Below are 16,836 nucleotides of genomic sequence, written 5' to 3' on the forward strand. Positions count from 1 at the left end.
GAAGAAGGGGAGGACGCGCCATGAGCCATGACGACTTCGATCAGGAACCGATCCGGGGCCTGCCCGAGATGCTGCCGGAGGGAGAGCGTATCCTTTGGCAGGGGGCACCGGATTGGTGGGCGCTCAGCCGCGACGCCTTGAAGGTGAAATGGGTCGCGGCCTATTTCGTGGCGCTGTTCGGGTGGCGCGCGACCGTCGCCGGGGCCGATATGCCCGCGACGCAGGCGATGGCGGCCTCCTCCTTCTATCTGGTGTTGGGCGCGATCACCTGCGGGATGCTGATGGCGGTCGGATGGGCGCAGGCACGATCCGCGGTCTATACGATCACCGACCAGCGTGTGATCCTGCGGATCGGCGCGGCGCTGACCATGACGCTGCAATTCCCGTTTTCGTGGATCGGGGCGGCGGATCTGGTGACCCGGCCAGACGGCAGCGGCACCATTGCCCTGCGGACATTGGGCGAGACGCGGTTCAGCTATCTCTTGCTCTGGCCGCATCTGCGGCCCTGGCGGATGGCGTGCACGCAGCCCGCCCTGCGCTGTATCCCCGACGCGGCTGCCATTGCCCGCCTGCTGGGCGAAGCCGTGGCCGAAAGCGGGGTCGCCCCGCGCGCCCCGCAGCCGGTACGTGACAGGCAACCTACCGGCGCGATGCCGGTCCCGGCGGAGTAGGCGCGATGACACCCGAAGCCCGCCTTGCCACACGCGACCGCGAAATGATCCCGGCTTTCCTGCTCAAGGCCATCGGGTTTCTGATGCTCTGCGCCTTGGCGATCACGGCCTATTCCGCGCTTAGCCAGCGCCCGCTGGAGGCGATGCCCGCGCTGGAAGGCGAGGTGCCGATCGTCCGGGAACGGGCCATTTTCCTGCATTCCGACGGGACTACCGGGGCCGCACGGGTGCTGGATGCCAACGGATCGGTCATCGCCGATCTTGATACAGAACAAGGCGGCTTTGTCGCGGGCGTGCATCGTGTGCTGATGTTCGAACGCAGCAAACGTGGCCTGACCATGCAGGCGCCGATCCGCCTGATCCTGTTTGAAAACGGGCAATTGAGCCTGCGCGACTCGGCCACCGGCTGGCGTGCAGAGCTGATCGGATTCGGGGCGAAGAACGCAGACACCTTCGCCAAGCTTTTGAACTAACCGGGAGGAACGACCCATGGGATTTCTGACGAGAACACGCGAACGGGTGCCCTGCACCGTCGAGATTTCGCACCGCTTCGAAGAGCTGTCGGCGCATGTGCGCTTTGACGATGGATCCGTCGTCTGGCCCGGCGACGAGGTTCAGGTACTGGGCGAAGAGATCATGGCCCCCTTCGGCGAGGTCGTGCGCGAGGAACGCGTGGCTGTGATCACACGGGCCAGCGGGTTGGAACGGCTCTGGACCCGGATGACCGGCGATTTCGAGTTCATGGAGCTTTGCGAATTCAGCTTCTCCGAGGAGGTGCTGTCATGAACGTCCAGATCAAGCATTCCGCCGACGCCCATACCGTCGAAGAGGCGTTGGCCGCCGACAACCAGCAGGTCGTCGACAGCGAAAGCGCGACCAGGCTGGCGATGTCCAACACGCTGCTGACGCCGCGGTTCTACACCACCGATTTCGACGAGATGGACGCCATCGACGTCACCCCCGTGCGCGAAGACTGGGACCAATTGATCGCGCAGATGAAGGCCGACCCGAACCGGGGGCATTTCAAGAAGAACGAAGACTGGGATCATGTCGATTGGGACGGGATGGAGCCGAAGCTGCGTGCCGAATTCATCGACTTCCTCGTATCGTCCTGTACTGCCGAATTCTCTGGCTGCGTGCTTTACAAGGAAATGAAACGCCGGGGCACGAACGAAGACATCACCACCCTGTTCCAGTTGATGGCCCGGGACGAGGCGCGGCATGCGGGGTTCATCAACGATGCCCTGCGCGAGGCAGGCATTGCCGTGAACCTTGGATTTCTTACGCAAAAGAAGAAATACACCTACTTCCGGCCGAAATTCATCTACTACGCGACCTACCTGAGCGAGAAGATCGGCTATGCGCGCTACATCACGATCTTCCGCCACCTCGAACAGCACCCGGAGCATCGGTTCCACCCGATTTTCAAATGGTTCCGGGAATGGTGCAACGATGAGTTCAGCCATGGCGAGGCCTTTGCCCTGCTGATGAAGACGGATCCGAAGCTGACGTCCGGGCGCAACGTCTGGTGGATCAAGTTCTTCCTGACGGCGGTCTACGGCACCATGTATGTCCGCGACCACCAGCGGCCCGAGTTCCACAAGGCGCTGGGCGTCGATCCTGATTGGTATGCCCATTCGGTGTTCGAAAAGACCTCCGAGATCACCAAGCAGGTGTTCCCCATCACGCTCGATATCGATCACCCGCGCTGGCAGCCCACGTTGGAGCGGTTGCAGAAGGCGAACGTCGATCTGGCACAGGCCGAAAAGAAGACCGGCCTCGCGCGTCTGATCGGCAAGGCATCCGGGTCCGCCCGTGCCGCGCTGGCCTTTGCGTCGCTCTACACGATCCCGGTCAAGCGCCATCAGGTGCCGGTGCAGACCCGGTTGGAGCCGTCGTATTGATCCAAGCGGTCACATACCGTCCCGCCCGGTCGCAGACCGGGCAGCCCCCGGCGTTCGACTTCAGGACGGAGGCCCAGACCTGATGTTCGCCTCCCCCTGGATCGCGGCCCTTGTGGCCCTTTTCGCCTGGTGGTTTTCCACCGGGGCGATCCTGTTGGTCGTGCGCTATGCCGACCGGTCCGGGCGGCATCTGACGGCGGTTCTGTCCATGCTGCCGCTGGCGGGTCTGGGCGGGGTCGGGTTCGTGTCCAGCATGGGGCAAACGACCCTTGGCGCGACCTATATCGCCTTTGCCTCGGCGCTGTTGATCTGGGGCTGGTTGGAGCTGGCGTTCCTGACCGGCCTCGTCACCGGCCCTAACCGCACCCCCGCCAAACCCGGTGTCCCGGAGTGGGAGCGGTTCATTCGCGCCTGGGGCACTGTCGCCTATCACGAGATGACGCTGACCGCCGCGTTGATCGCGCTGGCCATCGGCAGCCATGGGGCCCTCAACCGCTTTGGCTTCTGGACCTTTGCCGTGCTTTACGCGGCCCGGATCAGCGCCAAGCTCAACCTCTATCTGGGGGTGCGCAAGGTGAACACGGAGTTCATTCCCCGGGCCCTGACCCATTTGCCCAGCCATTTCCGCGAAGCGCGGATCAATTGGCTGTTCCCCACCTCTGTCACCGCCCTGACCTTCGCGACCGCCTGCTGGATGGAACGCGCGGTGTCGGCGGGGGCGGGATCTGTTCAGGCGGGCTTTGCCCTGCTGGCCGCGCTGACCGCGCTGGCGCTGCTTGAACATTGGTTCATGATCGTCCGCCTGCCGGACGAGAAACTGTGGCGCTGGATGCTGCCAAAACACGAGACTTTGTTGAAGGAGGGGCCGGATGCCGTTCGATAAGATGTTCCAGAGCCAGTTGGAGGCTTTGAAGGCCGAAGGCAATTACCGATACTTTGCGGATCTGACCCGCGAATGCGGCCAGCACCCGCGCGCCAAGAACCATCACGACGGCACGACGCGCGACGTCACCGTCTGGTGTTCCAACGACTACCTGGGCATGGGCCATCACCCTGACGTGGTCGACGCGATGGCCGAAACCGCCCGCGCCTGCGGCACCGGGGCGGGCGGCACGCGCAACATCTCCGGCACGCAGCATCAGCATCTGGAGCTGGAGGCCGAACTGGCCGACCTGCACGGCAAAGAGGCGGCGCTGGTCTTTACCTCCGGCTATGTGTCGAACTGGGCCGCGCTCTCGACGTTGGGATCACGTCTGCCGAATGCGGTGATCCTGTCCGACAGCCTGAACCATGCCTCGATGATCGAAGGCATCCGCCATTCCCGCGCCCAAAAGGTCATCTGGAAGCATAACGACCCCGAAGATCTGGACCGCAAGCTGGCGGCTTTGCCCGCGAACGCCACCAAGATCGTCGCTTTCGAAAGCGTCTATTCCATGGATGGCGACATCGCCCCGATCCGCGAGATCGTCGAGGTCGCCGAGAAACATGGGGCCATGACCTATCTCGATGAGGTCCACGCCGTCGGCATGTATGGCCCGCGCGGCGGTGGCGTCGCCGAGCAGGAAGGGCTGATGGACCGCATCACCCTGATCGAGGGTACGCTCGGCAAGGCGTTCGGCGTGATGGGCGGCTACATCACCGGGTCCGCCGCGCTGTGCGATTTCATCCGCAGCTTTGCGTCCGGCTTCATCTTTACGACAGCCCTGCCGCCCGCCGTGGCCGCGGCGGCCACCACCTCGATCCGGCACCTGAAGGTCAGTGAAGTGGAGCGCGCCCAGCAACGTCGCCAGGTCGCCCGTCTGCGCGCCCGCCTGGATGCGGCGGGGATTCCGCATGAAAACAACCCGTCCCACATTATCCCGGTGATGGTGAAAGACCCGGTCAAGACGCGGATGCTGTCGGACTATCTGATGGATGAATTCGGCATCTACGTGCAACCGATCAACTATCCCACGGTGCCCAAAGGCACGGAACGCCTGCGCTTTACCCCCGGGCCGCGCCATTCGGACGCGGATATCGATCATCTCGTTGCCGCGCTGTCGGTCTTGTGGAAGCAATGCGCCGTGGCACGCGCAACCGCCTGACGCAAAGGTGACTTGTTATTGGATCACAAGGCGGGTTGCCCTAGCTTGAGCCACAAACGCGATTCAATGGGAGAACCTGAATGCTTCGTACTATGACTATCCTCGCCGCCGCCGTTGCGGCCGGTCCCGTGTTGGCCGACGGTCACGCCGCCAGCGGCGATGCCGAAGCCGGGGAAAAGGCGTTCCGCCAGTGTCAGTCCTGCCACGTCGTGCAAAACGGCGACGGTGAGGTTCTGGCCGGTCGCGCCGCCAAGACCGGCCCCAACCTTTACGGGATCGCCGGGCGTGCCGGTGGCATGGTCGAGGATTTTGCCTATTCCGATCTGGCCGTCGCCGCCGGTGAGGCCGGGCTGGTCTTCGACGAGGCGAACTTTGTCGCCTACGTCCAGGACCCGACCGCGCACCTGCGCGAAGTGTCCGGCGAAGGTGGCCGGTCCAAGATGTCGTTCAAGGTCCGCAAGGAAGAGGACGCCGTGAACCTCTATGCGTTCCTGGCGCAGTTCGCCGACGACGCCAGCTAAGGCGCGGGGGGCAAGACGCCCACCTCTTCGAGAAATGCGATGACAGCCCCCGCCGCAAGGTCGGGGGCTTCTTCGTGCAACAGGTGGCCCAGCCCCGCCTCGATGCACAACCGTCCGTCCGGCATCTGCGCGGCCATATCCCGGCTGACTGACGGGGGCACCGTGCCATCCTTGTCCCCCGCCAGCAAAAGGACCGGTGCCGACAGGCCCGCGGCATCGCGCACCAACCTGTCCAACGACCAGTTCGCCATCATCGCCAGGGCCCCCGCGACATGCCCCTTGTCCGAGATCAGCCTGTGGTACAGCCGCAACCCGTCCTCATCCAGCCTGCTGCCGGTGCCCGCCAGCATTCGCCGGGTCCGCGCCGGGCTGGCCCCGGCGGTGAACAGCGGCACCGTCAACGGGTTCAGCGCCAGCGCCTTGGCCATCAGCGGGAACAACACGGCGGCCACGCCTCCGAACATCTGAAACGCGCCGTTGATGGATACGACCGGCACGGGCACCGCAGCGTCCAGCGACAACCGAAGGGCCAACGCTGCCCCTGCGGAATGGCCGATGATCGCGCGCGGGGTCAGGTTCAGCTCTGCCAGCAGGGTGGTGACGTCCTGCGCCATCGCGTCCAGCCCGCGCCGACCCGGTCCGGCGCGGGTAAAGCCGTGCCCCGGCAGGTCCACCATCGTCACCCGCATCCGCCGTGCCAGCAGGGGGGCCAACCCGCGCCAGGACTGTGTCGCCGCACCGGCCCCATGCAGCAACAGGACATCCGGACCGCTGCCGATCTGTTGCACATGCCACTGATGGGGACGTGCGGGCACGATGCGGCTGTGCGCGGCAAAGGGCCAGTCGTCGGGGACCGGGGGCGTCACAGGGCTGCCGCGACGGTTTTGCTGACGGCCTTGGCGTCGGCGCGGGGCAGCGGCAGATAGGGCGCGTCCATGGTCTGCGCCAAGGTGGCCAGGGCAGGGGTTGGGCGGTTGCCCGTGTCGATTATCAGAGCGGTCATCCCCTGCGTCCGCAGGGCACGGGCCATCGCCTGTGCATCGGCCCCTGCCTCGCTCCGGGAGGCGGTGCCCGACAGCGCGATATTGGGCCGCCCATCGGTCAGAACCACCACTGCGGGATCCATGCCGCGCCCGCGCGCCTGCAAGCCCAGGTCCAGCGCCGCCCGCAGGCCCGCCGCCAATGGCGTACCGCCGCCGCCGGGCAGGCCGGACAGGTGACGTTTCGTGCGCAACAGGCTGCGGGTCGGGGGCAACAACAGCTCGGCCCCTTCGCCGCGAAAGGCGACAAGGGCGACGTGATCACGTCGGGCATAGGCCTCGGCCAGCAGCAACTCGACCGCCCCCTTTACCTCGGCCAATCGCGCAAAGGCAGCGGAGCCGGAGGCATCGACCGCAAAGATCACCAACCGGTCGGACCGCGTCTCGGAGCGTTTGAGATGGATGTCGGCACTGCGCAGCCGAAGCCGTTGACCGGGCCCACCGCCGCGCAACCGCTGCCAGGGGGCGGCGGCCCGCAAGGTCGCGATCAGGTCGATCCGGGCGCGTCCGTCCATGCGCCCCGGCCGCGCGGGCAGGGGGCGACCCCGCCGGTTCCCCTTGCGCCGCGCGCCCGCACCCGTGCCCTGCGCCCGCGCCACGGTCCCTGTTGCCAGCCGCTGCAACACGTCGGGCGGCAGCAGTGCCAGCGCCGCCTCCAGCAGGACATCACCGTCAGGCAGGCCGGTGTCGGGTTGCGTGTCGGATTGGGCTGCGTCCGTCTCCGGCTCGGGCGGTGGCGGGGCTTCTTCCTCCTCCGGGGCGGGCATCCTGGTCGCATGGGGCAGCAAGGCCGTGGCAATGGCAAAACTGAGATCGGCCTGCACGAGCGTGTCGCGCCCATCCACCTGCGCCGATACCCGCGCAAGGCGCAGCGCAAGACCAAGCCGCCGCAGCGACCCGATCCCAAGCGTGAGGGACAACGCAGAGAGGGTTTCGATCGCCGTCTCTTCGGTGATCGCGTCCCAGTCTGAATACGTCTCTAACATGGGCATTTCGGCAAGTCGCAGGCCATCCAGGTCGAGTGTCATCGCAAGCCGGTCCAGCAGCGCCACCGGCGGGCGTTCCCCTTCGTCGCCCTCGTCGAGGGCGACGAAGGAATGCCGCCCCCGGTCCAGCGCCTGCCCCAACCGCGCGGCCAGGCCAGGCGCGACCCGCTCTGCCATGGGCAGGATCAGCGACCGATAACGTGCCAACAGACCGTCACGGCGCACCAAACGCCCGTGCTGCAGGGACGCGGTAAGGTCTATACCTGGGGCCAGTAGATCCTCGGGCAGATCGGCGGGCAGGCGCAGGGGTGCGGGCAGGTCACGTATCAGCCGGTTGACCACCGCATCGCGCACCGGCCCGGCCCGCGCCCGCAGGTGCAGCCCGCCCAGGGCCTGCGGATCGAGGGACAGGCAGGCCAGCGCGCGCACCACCAGGGGCCAGCGCGGATCGGTCACGCCAGCACCTCCTCCAATGCGCGGGTGACGCGGATGGTCGACCCGGCCTCGTCCAAGGGGTCGCGGCGCAGACGGTGGCGCAGGCTCATGGGGGCGACGCGGCGGATGTGATTACGGCCCGCGACCTCGGCCCCCTCAAAGGCGGCCAGCGCGCGCGCGGTCCGCAGCAGCGTCAGCTCGCCCCGCACCCCGTCAGAGCCGAGCGCGATGCATAAGGCGGCGCAATCCTCCAGCACCGCATCAGGTGCCTCGACCTTGCCCAGACGGTCGCGGGCCGCGACGATCCGGGCGCGCAGGGCCAGCTGATCCGCCTCACAGGCGGTCGCAAAGGCCTCCTTGTCCCTTTCGAAGGTGTCGCGCGCGCGGATCACCGCGACGCGTTCGGCCACGGTGTTCGGCGAGGCGACCTCCACCGACAGGCCAAAGCGATCCAGAAGCTGCGGGCGCAGCTCTCCTTCTTCGGGGTTACCGGATCCGACAAGCACGAAGCGCGCGGGGTGCCGGATCGACAGCCCCTCACGCTCCACCACGTTTTCGCCGGACTGGGCGACATCCAGCAACAGATCGACGATGTGATCTTCCAGCAGGTTGATCTCGTCGATGTAGAGATAGCCGCGATTGGCCCGCGCCAGCAGGCCCGGTTCGAACGCGCGTTCCCCCTTTGTCAGAGCCTTTTCGATGTCGAGCGCCCCGGTCACCCGATCCTCGGTCACGCCCAGTGGCAGATCCACGACGGGGGTCGGGCCGGATGTGATCACAGGGTCCGGGACAGCGGCCCAGTCCGGCACATCTGCCACCAAGGCGGAATTCACCGGACAGCCCTGCACTATCTGCAATGGCGGCAGCAGACCCGACAAGGCGCGCACCGCCGTCGATTTGCCGGTGCCCCGATCACCGAAAACCAGAACACCGCCGATGCCGGGGTCCACGGCGGTCAGGATCATCGCGGTCTTCATTTCGTCCTGACCGACGATTGCGGTGAACGGAAAGGCTGTCATCGGAGCACCTCGGACATGGGCCGGCCCTGCCAGCGGCCTTCGGCCCCGGTTACGGCAAATCTTGCATAGAGTTCTTCGGCGAACCAGTCCCCTGCGCGCACGGCGCGGATCGCCTCTGCGTGGGGGCCGGATGTGCGGGCGAACCGGGCCATTGTCTCTGCATCCGGCCAGATCGAAAACGTGACCTGATGCAGGAAGGGCACCTCGCCCACACCGATCTTGAGCTGAACGTCAGGATTGGTGCCGATACGGGCGGAAATGTCGGGCACCCGCCGCCAGAACCGCAACAGGTTGCGCGGGCGGACGGTCGCGCGGGTCAAGGCGGCGAGCGGGCCGGTGCAGTCGACAGCGGTCGCATCAAACGGGGCCTGCCCGGACCAGAGCCCGCGCGCAGAGGTGGGCGACAGGCGCAGCGTGCAGTGTTCGATCGCGTGGCCCGCATAGCGTCGGAACACATCGGCCTGTGTCCCGATCCGCTCGGCTGCGGCGTCGGTCCAGGCGCAAAGGATCGCGTAGACGCCGGTGTTGGGCACGGGGGTGAACCCCTCGCCCGTGCCGGAGCCGAGCAGCTTCCAGAACGTCAGGCCGGGCACGCGGGCCATGGCTGCGCGCGCCAATCCCATCTGCGCAAAGGCCCAGAGACGGCCCCGCCAGGGTCCGAAACGATAGAGAGTGAGGGTCACGGTCTGGATGGTCGCCTCCCGGGGTTGCCGCGCTGATTGCCTTTTTGGCAAACAAACGTTTGGCGTTGGTTACATATTCAGTGTAAATCGAAGTGGACAGTCAAGGAAAGAGTCGCCGATGACCCGACACCAGACCTTCGACAGGACCGACCGGTCCCATGCCATCGTGATCGGCGCGGGGTTGGGCGGATTGGCTGCGGCCATGCGTCTGGGGGCCAAGGGGTGGCGCGTGACGGTGCTGGACCGGCTGGACATGCCCGGCGGGCGGGCGTCGTCCGTCACCAGGGACGGGCACCGTTTCGACCTTGGTCCCACGATCGTCACCGCGCCCCAGGTGTTTCGCAAGCTGTTCACCGATTGCGGGCGGGATTTCGACGCAGAGGTGACGCTGACCGCGCTGGACCCGTTCTATACGATTCGCTGGCCCGACGGCACCTACCTGGAGGCGCGCGCCCAGGACGCCGACATGGAATCGGAGATCGTGCGCCTGTCGCCCGGCGACCTGGACGGCTGGCGGCGGTTTCTGAAGGATGCCGAGGCGCGCTATAAGGTCGGTTACGAAGGCATGCTGACCAAGCCGATGCACCGGCTGTGGGAAACCATCAAGGTGCTGCCGCGATTTGCCATGCTGCGCGCGGATCGGTCGATCCTGGCCTTGGCCCGGTCTCGGGTGCGCAACGAACGGCTGCGCATGGCGCTGTCGTTTCATCCGCTGTTCATCGGCGGCGACCCGGCGCGGGTGACCTCGATGTATGCATTGGTCAGTCATCTGGAAAAGACGTTCGGCGTCCATTATGCGCAGGGCGGTGTCGGCGCGATGGCGGCGGCCATGGCCCGTGTGGTGCGCGACCAGGGCGGGGTGCTGCGGTTCGGCACCACGGTCGACCATGTGCAACAGGACGCCGAAGGCCGCGCCAGTGGGGTGCGGTTGACCGATGGTCAGGTTCTGGATGCGGATATCGTCGTGTCGAACGCGGACGCCGGGCACACCTATTCCAATTTGCTGCGCAACCGGCCCAAGCGGCGCTGGACCCCGAAAAAGCTGGATCGGTCGCGCTGGTCCATGGGTCTGTTCGTCTGGTATTTCGGCACCAAGGGCACGCGGGACATGTGGCCCGATCTGGGGCATCATACGATCCAGTCCGGTCCCCGCTATGAAGGGCTGCTGCGCGATATCTTTCGGCGCGGGACGCTTTCGGATGACATGAGCCTTTATATCCACCGCCCCTCGGTCACCGATCCGACCGCGGCCCCGGACGGTGACGATACGTTCTACGCCCTGTCGCCGGTGCCGCACTTGGGCCACGACGATCCGGTCGACTGGTCAACGATGGCCGAAACCTATCGCCTGAAGGTGCAGGCCGTCCTGGAAGAGACGGTGATGCCGGGACTGGGCAAGCATCTTGGCCCGTCCATGTGCCTGACACCCGAAGATTTCCGCGACCGGTATTTGTCGCCCCACGGTGCCGGGTTCTCGATCGAGCCGCGCATCCTGCAAAGCGCCTGGTTCCGCCCGCACAACATCTCCGAAGAGGTGCCGGGCCTGTTCCTGGTCGGCGCGGGTACCCATCCGGGCGCGGGGCTGCCGGGGGTCGTCGCCTCGGCCGAAGTGCTGGAGCAGTTGGTGCCACCGGCCCGAACCGTCACCTCGATGATGCAGGCCGCAGAATGAGCGCCGCCACCGATCTGGACCATTGCCGTGCCGCGATCCGTACCGGGTCGCATTCGTTCCACGCCGCGTCCCGCCTGCTGCCTGGGTCGGTCCGGGATCCGGCGCTGGTGCTCTATGCTTTTTGCCGCCTGGCCGATGATGCCGTCGACGAGGTGGCCCTGGCCTGCGACAAGGCACCCGCTGTTCTGGCGCTCCGCGACCGGCTGGATCGGGTCTATGCGGGCGCGCCGCGGGACACGCCCACGGACCGTGCCTTTGCGCGGGTGGTGGCCGATTTCGACATGCCCCGCGCCCTGCCCGAAGCCCTGTTGGAGGGGTTGGCCTGGGACGCGCAGGGGCGCACCTATGCCAGCCTGTCGGATCTGCGCGGCTATTCCGCCCGTGTGGCCGCCGCCGTGGGGGCGATGATGTGCGTCTTGATGCGGGTGCGTGACGGCGATGCCCTGGCGCGGGCCTGTGACCTGGGCGTGGCGATGCAACTGACCAATATCGCCCGGGACGTCGGCGAAGATGCGCGTGCCGGGCGGCTGTATCTGCCAACCGATTGGTTCGCCGAGGCCGGGCTGGACCCCGCCGCCTTTCTGGACGATCCGCAGCCGACGCCGCAGATCCGCGCCATGACCCGGCGCCTGCTGGCCGAGGCGCAGCGGCTGTATCACCGATCCGAATCCGGGGTACGCGCGCTGCCGCCATCGGTGCGTCCCGGCATTCTGGCGGCGCGGCATGTCTATGACGGCATCGGCGGACAGGTGCGCCGCGCCGGGTTCGACAGCATCACGACCCGCGCCCATACCTCGACGGCGCAGAAACTGGGCTGGCTGACGCAGAGCCTGGGACAGGCGGCGGTGCTGTCGGTTCTGCCCCGGTCCCCGATCCTGCATGCCCGCCCCTTGGACGAAGTCGCCTTTCTGGTTTCCGCCGCCGCCGACCCGCGCCCGGCGCGCGATGGCTGGCGCGACGAAGTGCTGGAGGTGTTCGCCCAACTTGCCGCGCAGGATCGCCTGTTGGATCGCGGCCCGCCGCAGTCTAGCTAAGCGGTATGGATTGGATTCTCTTCCTTGTGTTCCTCGGGGCCTGCGGCGCGGCGGCGGCCACCGGCGCGATGTTTTCGCCCGGTGCCTGGTACCGGGGTTTGTCTAAACCATCCTGGACGCCGCCCGACTGGGTGTTTCCGGTGGTGTGGACGACGCTCTATCTGGCGCTGGCCTTTGCGGGCGCGCGGGTCGCCCCGTTGGAGGGGTCGGCCTATGCCATGGCCTTCTGGGCCCTGCAGATCGCGCTGAATACCCTCTGGACGCCCGTGTTCTTCGGGTTGCAGCGGATGAAGGCGGGGCTGGTGGTGATCGTGCTGCTGTGGCTCGCCGTTGCGGGGTTGCTGGTCAGCCTCTGGCCGCTGGACAAGATCGCGTTCCTGGTGGTCGCGCCCTATCTGGTCTGGGTGACGATCGCTGCCGCCCTGAACGCCTCGGTCCTGCGGCGCAATCCGTCAGCCTAGATAGGCGCGCAGCGCGGGCGTCGGGTTCGCGAACAGCGGGCCGGTCGGCACCGGATCGGCCAGCACGCCATCCGCCAGAACGCAGGTGTGGTCCGCCACGGCCTGCGCATCGTCGGGGTCGTGCGTGACCATCAGAACCGACAGACCCTCGGCCCGCGCCGTGTCCCGCAACAGGGTCAGCATGTCGCGCCTGAGCGCGGGGCCAAGCGCCGAGAACGGTTCATCCAGCAAGAGCCAGGGCCGCCTGCGCAACAGGGCCCGCGCCAGGGCCGCGCGGCTTTGCTGTCCGCCCGACAGGTCGCGGGGCAGGCGCGTGTCCATGCCATCCAGCCCGACGCGGGCCAGAACGTCGCTGCGGGCCTGCCGCTGCGTCGCATCCAGCCGCAGGTCCGGGCGCAGGCCCAGGCCCACGTTCTCCGCGACGCTCAGGTGCGGGAACAGGTTGTTGTCCTGAAACAGAACCGACAGGGGCCGCGCGCCGGGTGCCAGGTCGGTCACATCCTGCTCGTCTATGCGAATCCGTCCCTGCGCCGGCGTCAGGAAACCGGCGATGGCCGACAGGATCGTGGATTTTCCCGACCCGCTGGCCCCCATCAATGCGGTGATGCCACCGGTCGGCAAGGAGGTATCGGCCCGCAGGGTGAAGGTGCCCAGCGTGATGCGGATGGCATCCAGGTCAAGCATCGCGGCTCCCCCTCTCGAAGATCCAGAACAGGCCAAGCGACAGCAGCACGAGGAGCAAGGCGGCGGCCTTAGCCTCCTCCATCCGGTAGCTGCCCATGAGTTGATACAGCATCAGCGGCAGCGTTGCCTGATCCGGGGTGGCAAACAATGTGATCACACCCAGATCCCCCGCCGCCAGCGCCGCCGTTAGCCCGGCCGCAAAGCCCGCGGGACGGCGCAGGCGCGGCAGGCCGACAAGGCGCAGCCAGGACAGGCCACCGAGGCCGAGGGACGCAGATAACCTGCCATAGTCCCGGTCCAGGTCACGCATGGCAGGGATCAGGGCGCGCAGCGCAAAGGGTAGGCCCAGCACCACGTTCACGAACAAAGTTACCGGCAGGGCCAGCCCGATCGGGTTCACGAAAGGCAGGAGCAGCACATAGAGCCCGGTGCCCAGAACCAGCGGCGAGGCGGCGATGGACAGGGTGCCGATGACCTCGACCGCACCGCTGCGGATCGCGGCGCGCGCCATGGCCAGGGCTGTGGCCACCGTCAGGATTGCGGCCAGCAGGGCGATGGTCAACGACCGCAGCGCCGCCCACCAGACCGATTCCGGCAGACGGTGCAGATGAAGGATGCCTTCGCCCAGCACCAGACCCATGGGCAGCAACAGGAAGGCACAAGCCAGCAGGATCGCGCCAGTGTCCTGAACCCGCAATCCCAGCCCGCGCGCGTCCCATCGCGGGACCACCCGGTCCTGTCCCGCGCCAAAGCCCGAAGGCAGGGTCAGCCGCATGGACAACAGCGCCGCGCCCACGCCCAGGGCCAGTTGCATCGCCCCCAGCAATGCTGCCCGGCCCAAGTCGAAATCAAATCGGAACGCCTGATAGATTGCCAGCTCTACGGTGGTGGACCGGGGGCCGCCGCCAAGGGCCAGTGCCACTGCGAAAGAGGTCGTGCAGATCAGAAAGATCACCAGGAACACACCCGGCACGATGGCCCGTAGCATCGGCCATTCAAGGTATCGGGCCGTCTGGGCCGGGGCGAAACCCAGCGAGGCGGCAAGGCGCAGGCGTTCGCCCGGAATTGCCTGCCAGCCCTGCAGGATCAGGCGCGTGGCAAGTGGCATGTTGAAAAAGACATGGGCCAGAATGACCCCATGTGCACCGTAGATCGACAGCGGCTCGAACCCAGCCCAGCCCAGCACGACACTGACCGGGCCGCTGCGCCCGAACAGCGCGACAAGGCCCAGGACCGCGACAATCACCGGCAGGATGAAGGGGGCGCCCAGCAGCAGGATCACCGCGCCGCGTCCCCGGAACCGGCGGCGCGACAAGGCGCGCGCAACCGGGATCGCCAGCAGGATCGACAGTGCCGCAGAGGCTGCGGCTTGCCAGAGGGTGAAGCGCAGCGCGCTCCAGTCCCCCGGTTTCAACCCGGCAAATCCCTCGGCCCGCCAGGCCACGGCGCCCAGCGGCAGCAACAGCGCCGCCGCCACGATTAACGTGGCGGCAAGACCGATGCGGATGCCGAGGGTCACCGTGGGCTCCGGCCCTTTGGCCTTAGCGGCCCAGGCCTGCCTCGAACTCCGCCACGACGGTGTCGCGCAGGGCCTCTGCCTCGTCGGAGGAATAGAGCAGCGCGGTGTCCGGCAGGTCCAGCTGTGCAAAACCTGCGGGCATCTTGGCCGGGTCCAGCTTGGCCGGCAGGGACCAGTTGCCCTCGGGGATGATCGACTGGAACGCTTCGGTCAGGATGAAGTCGAGGAAGGCCTGCGCCAGCTCGGGCTGATCGGTGGTGGCGATCTGACCGGCGGTTTCGACCATGACATAGTGGCCTTCGTCGAAGATGGCGGCCTTCTTGGTCAGGTCTTCCTCGGCGATGATGTGGTAGGCGGGCGAGGTGGTGTAGGACAGGACCATGTCGGCCTCGCCTTCGGTGAACATGCCGTAGGCCTCGGACCAGCCCTTGGTCACGGTCACGATCTTGGGGGCCAACGCCTCCCAGGCGGCTTCGGTGTCGTCACCGAAGATCGACTTCATCCACAGCGCAAGCGCCAGACCCGACACCGAGGTGCGGGGGTCCTGGACCACGATCCGCAAATCGTCGGGGGCGTCCAGCAGGGCCTGGAACGTGGTCGGCACGCTGTCCAGACGGGTGGTGTCGTAGACAAAGGCGGTGTGGCCCCAGTTGAACGGCACGAACGTTTCATCGGTCCAGGCGACGGGCATCGTCAGCCCCTCGATCGTGACGTTGTGGGGGGCGAACAGACCGGTCTGGCGGGCGCGTTCGGCGTCGTCTGTGTTCAGGCCGATGACGACATCAGCGCTGGTGCGCGCACCTTCCAGCCGCAGGCGCGGCAGCAGGTCGCCGGTGACGTATTCGATCTCGCAGGCGCAACCGGCCTCGAAGGCGGCCTTGATGGCCGGGCCGGGCCCCCATTCGGAGGCAAAGTAGTCGGGCGCATAGACCGTCAACGGCTCTGCCAATGCGGCAGGGGCGATCAGGGTCAGGGCCGTGGCGATGGTCAGTTTCATGTCTCAACTCCCATGGCGACGGACGGGGGTTCAGGCGAGACAGTCACACCTTCCCTCCGCCGGTCTTAACCGGTTCAGGTTCAACGGGTCCGCTGTGACGCATCTCAGCCTGTAAGGCCCCCCGAGGTAGGGTGATACATAGGAGGGACGCCGCATCACGTCCAGTCGTCAAAACGGGATGCGTAGCCCGTCACGACCCAGATGCAGCGGGCCGTCCCAATGGGGCCGTACCGCAGCCAGCCAATCGTCCGGGCCAAAATCCGGGTCGTCAGAAGGCAGCAGGTGGTGCAGGGCCAGCGCCTTGACGCCTGCCTGTGCCGCGATCCGCGCGGCATCGGCGGCAGAGGTATGGGACCGTTCGATGTGGCGCAGCAGGCGGTCGTCGCCATTGCCCACGCGGGCGACCAGGGCGCGGACTGCTTCGGGCAGCATAGCTTCGTGGATTAGAAGGTCGGCCCCGGCTGCGAAATCCGCCAAGGGCGGGTAATATGCGGTATCTGCCGAAAAGACGACGCGCCTGGCCCCGGCAAACGACAGCGCGAAACACTCCGTCAGCGGTGGATGATCGACGCGCATCGCGGTCACCGAGATGCCGTCCAACCGGGTGACAGCCCCGGCGTCGATTGTCCGGATCGACACCAGTCCGCGCAGGTCGGGCCGCCCCTCGTCGACGATCCGCAGGTCGATGTCATCGGCCATGGACGCGAGGAACCCGTCCCAATACCGGTCCAGGCCCGCAGGACCCCAGACCGTCACCGGCGTCTTCAGCCCCGCGGTCCAGGCCGTGTGCAGCAGAGGCCCTAGTTCCAGATAGTGATCGGAATGCAGGTGCGTGATGAAGATGATCGACAGATCGGCCAGTGCCATTCCCTGATCGCAAAGACCCCGGGTCACCCCCAGCCCGCAATCCACCACGATCCGCTGCCCCCCGATCACCAAGAGGCTGGAGGTCGGCATGGTCGAGCCCGGGCGGATCGCGGGTCCGCCCTTGGTGCCCAAAAGAGCTACGTGATCCTGCATGATGCCACCTCCGGAGGGCAGGCTGTCAGAGCGGGCGATGCTTGGCAATCGGTGCGGTGACGGGGGGCGCCGGGCTGTGCTAGGGCGGGGTCAGCACAGACCGAAG

18 protein-coding genes and 1 riboswitch are annotated in these 16,836 nt (G+C 66.8%); of the genes, 10 read left to right on the plus strand and 8 right to left on the minus strand.

From position 1 onward, the window contains the following. The first annotated feature begins 20 nt into the window (after positions 1–20). The 7 genes from puhB to K3551_RS03405 all read left to right on the plus strand — a co-directional run bounded on the left by puhB (position 21) and on the right by K3551_RS03405 (position 5,180). Complete coding sequence (puhB, locus tag K3551_RS03375) at positions 21–671, plus strand: photosynthetic complex putative assembly protein PuhB (RefSeq protein WP_259917669.1); 651 nt, start codon at positions 21–23, stop codon at positions 669–671. Positions 672–676: 5 nt separating this feature from the next. Further along, a complete protein-coding gene (gene puhC, locus K3551_RS03380; protein ID WP_259917671.1) occupies positions 677–1,144 on the plus strand; it encodes a photosynthetic complex assembly protein PuhC in 468 nt (155 codons plus the stop codon). Between the two features lie 16 nt (positions 1,145–1,160). Next, entirely contained in the window at positions 1,161–1,457 is a 297-nt protein-coding gene (locus K3551_RS03385; protein ID WP_259917673.1) for a hypothetical protein, read from the plus strand. Further along, the gene (gene acsF, locus K3551_RS03390) at positions 1,454–2,575 is read left to right on the plus strand and encodes a magnesium-protoporphyrin IX monomethyl ester (oxidative) cyclase (RefSeq protein ID WP_259917675.1); all 1,122 of its coding nucleotides are present in this window, start codon (positions 1,454–1,456) and stop codon (positions 2,573–2,575) included. Before K3551_RS03385 ends, acsF begins: the two co-directional genes overlap by 4 nt. A gap of 82 nt (positions 2,576–2,657) precedes the next feature. Beyond that, positions 2,658–3,458 carry a putative photosynthetic complex assembly protein PuhE gene (gene puhE / locus K3551_RS03395; protein ID WP_259917677.1) on the plus strand — a complete coding sequence of 267 codons (801 nt, stop codon included), beginning with the start codon at positions 2,658–2,660 and terminating at the stop codon, positions 3,456–3,458. Beyond that, complete coding sequence (gene hemA / locus K3551_RS03400; RefSeq protein WP_259917679.1) at positions 3,445–4,659, plus strand: 5-aminolevulinate synthase; 1,215 nt, start codon at positions 3,445–3,447, stop codon at positions 4,657–4,659. The genes puhE and hemA overlap by 14 nt, the downstream gene beginning before the upstream one ends. Positions 4,660–4,739: 80 nt before the next feature. Next, complete coding sequence (locus tag K3551_RS03405) at positions 4,740–5,180, plus strand: cytochrome c family protein (protein WP_259917681.1); 441 nt, start codon at positions 4,740–4,742, stop codon at positions 5,178–5,180. Here K3551_RS03405 and bchO read toward each other — a convergent pair. From bchO to crtA, 4 genes are read right to left on the minus strand one after another with little or no spacing between them, the layout of a single operon-like run. Next, complete coding sequence (bchO, locus tag K3551_RS03410; RefSeq protein ID WP_259917683.1) at positions 5,177–6,046, minus strand: alpha/beta fold hydrolase BchO; 870 nt, start codon at positions 6,044–6,046, stop codon at positions 5,177–5,179. The genes K3551_RS03405 and bchO overlap by 4 nt on opposite strands. After that, positions 6,043–7,662 carry a magnesium chelatase subunit D gene (locus tag K3551_RS03415; protein ID WP_259917684.1) on the minus strand — a complete coding sequence of 540 codons (1,620 nt, stop codon included), beginning with the start codon at positions 7,660–7,662 and terminating at the stop codon, positions 6,043–6,045. Before K3551_RS03415 ends, bchO begins: the two co-directional genes overlap by 4 nt. Next, complete coding sequence (gene bchI, locus K3551_RS03420) at positions 7,659–8,660, minus strand: magnesium chelatase ATPase subunit I (RefSeq protein WP_259917685.1); 1,002 nt, start codon at positions 8,658–8,660, stop codon at positions 7,659–7,661. Before bchI ends, K3551_RS03415 begins: the two co-directional genes overlap by 4 nt. Then, positions 8,657–9,343, minus strand: coding sequence for a spheroidene monooxygenase (gene crtA, locus K3551_RS03425; protein ID WP_311199757.1), 687 nt, complete (start codon positions 9,341–9,343; stop codon positions 8,657–8,659). The genes bchI and crtA overlap by 4 nt, the downstream gene beginning before the upstream one ends. 118 nt (positions 9,344–9,461) lie before the next feature. Between crtA and crtI the strand changes: the two genes are divergently transcribed. From crtI to tspO, 3 genes are read left to right on the plus strand one after another with little or no spacing between them, the layout of a single operon-like run. Then, positions 9,462–11,015 carry a phytoene desaturase family protein gene (gene crtI, locus K3551_RS03430; protein ID WP_259917687.1) on the plus strand — a complete coding sequence of 518 codons (1,554 nt, stop codon included), beginning with the start codon at positions 9,462–9,464 and terminating at the stop codon, positions 11,013–11,015. After that, positions 11,012–12,049: a 15-cis-phytoene synthase gene (crtB, locus tag K3551_RS03435; RefSeq protein WP_259917689.1), complete on the plus strand. Its 1,038-nt coding sequence runs from the start codon at positions 11,012–11,014 to the stop codon at positions 12,047–12,049. The genes crtI and crtB overlap by 4 nt, the downstream gene beginning before the upstream one ends. A 5-nt stretch (positions 12,050–12,054) precedes the next feature. Further along, positions 12,055–12,510, plus strand: a complete 456-nt coding sequence (gene tspO, locus K3551_RS03440; protein ID WP_259917691.1) for a tryptophan-rich sensory protein TspO — start codon at positions 12,055–12,057, stop codon at positions 12,508–12,510. On the opposite strand, the gene K3551_RS03445 is transcribed toward tspO, so the two are convergent. The 4 genes from K3551_RS03445 to K3551_RS03460 form a co-directional block, all read right to left on the minus strand. Further along, positions 12,502–13,194, minus strand: coding sequence for an ATP-binding cassette domain-containing protein (locus K3551_RS03445; protein ID WP_259917694.1), 693 nt, complete (start codon positions 13,192–13,194; stop codon positions 12,502–12,504). The two genes, tspO and K3551_RS03445, sit on opposite strands and share 9 nt — an antisense overlap. Continuing rightward, on the minus strand, positions 13,187–14,713 hold the full coding sequence (locus K3551_RS03450) for a thiamine/thiamine pyrophosphate ABC transporter permease ThiP (RefSeq protein ID WP_259917696.1): 1,527 nt from the start codon (positions 14,711–14,713) through the stop codon (positions 13,187–13,189). The genes K3551_RS03445 and K3551_RS03450 overlap by 8 nt, the downstream gene beginning before the upstream one ends. Before the next feature lie 22 nt (positions 14,714–14,735). Further along, entirely contained in the window at positions 14,736–15,710 is a 975-nt protein-coding gene (locus K3551_RS03455) for a thiamine ABC transporter substrate binding subunit (RefSeq protein WP_259917697.1), read from the minus strand. Positions 15,711–15,744: 34 nt separating this feature from the next. Next, a riboswitch (TPP riboswitch) is annotated at positions 15,745–15,844 on the minus strand. A gap of 34 nt (positions 15,845–15,878) precedes the next feature. Further along, complete coding sequence (locus K3551_RS03460) at positions 15,879–16,730, minus strand: MBL fold metallo-hydrolase (RefSeq protein WP_259917699.1); 852 nt, start codon at positions 16,728–16,730, stop codon at positions 15,879–15,881. Positions 16,731–16,836: the final 106 nt, after the last annotated feature.

Origin of the sequence: Jannaschia sp. M317, assembly GCF_025141175.1 — a bacterium.
GTDB lineage: Bacteria > Pseudomonadota > Alphaproteobacteria > Rhodobacterales > Rhodobacteraceae > Jannaschia.